This window comes from Pseudoalteromonas luteoviolacea CPMOR-1, from assembly GCF_001625685.1.
In the GTDB taxonomy this organism is placed as follows: domain Bacteria; phylum Pseudomonadota; class Gammaproteobacteria; order Enterobacterales; family Alteromonadaceae; genus Pseudoalteromonas; species Pseudoalteromonas luteoviolacea_K.
The window spans coordinates 1-711 of record NZ_AUYC01000099.1; the positions used below are offsets into that span (position 1 = coordinate 1).

1 protein-coding gene is annotated in these 711 nt (G+C 49.4%); it reads left to right on the forward strand.

The window, feature by feature from the left end:
* Window positions 1-711: Ig-like domain-containing protein (locus tag N473_RS26635; protein WP_196766486.1), on the forward strand; the 711-nt coding region annotated here is incomplete at both ends.

The following is a 711-nucleotide window of genomic DNA, read 5'->3' on the forward strand; positions in this document are numbered from 1 at the left end:
GACGGTAACCACTTTCAGTGCCTCAGACACCAACCTCAAAGCGGGTGAAACGGCGACGATTTCCATTGTATTGAGTGAAGCCAGTACGACTTTCACTTCGTCAGACATCACCGTATCTGGTGGCTCGCTGAGTAATTTCAGTTCGACTTCAAGCACACAATATAGCGTGCTCTTTACACCAACGGCGGACTCAGAAACGAACGCCACGTTAGACATTGCAGCAGATACTTTTAGCGATGCAGCAGGCAATAACAACACCGCAGCAACACAGCTGCCCATAACGGTGGATACCAAAGCCCCTACAGGTCACAGTGTGTCACTGGGCGATACGTTATATTCCAACACTGAAAAAACTGCAGCCTCGTTTAGCTTTAGCAGTGCCGAAGTAGGCGCAACCTACAGCTATACTATTTCGAGTAGCAATGGCGGCACGTCAGCAACGGGCAATGGCACGGTGACTTCTGCAAGCCAAACCATTTCTAATATAGATTTAAGTGCACTGAATGACGGTACACTCACGCTGTCTGTGACACTGACAGATACCGTAGGAAACGCGGCCACAGCGGTTACCGCAACCAGTGAGCTAGATACTAGCGCGCCAAGTGGTCACAGTGTGGTACTGAATGACACCAGCTATAACAGCACAGAAACGGGCAGTGCGAGTTTTAGTTTTAGCAGCGCAGAAGTGGATGCGAGTTACACCTATACATT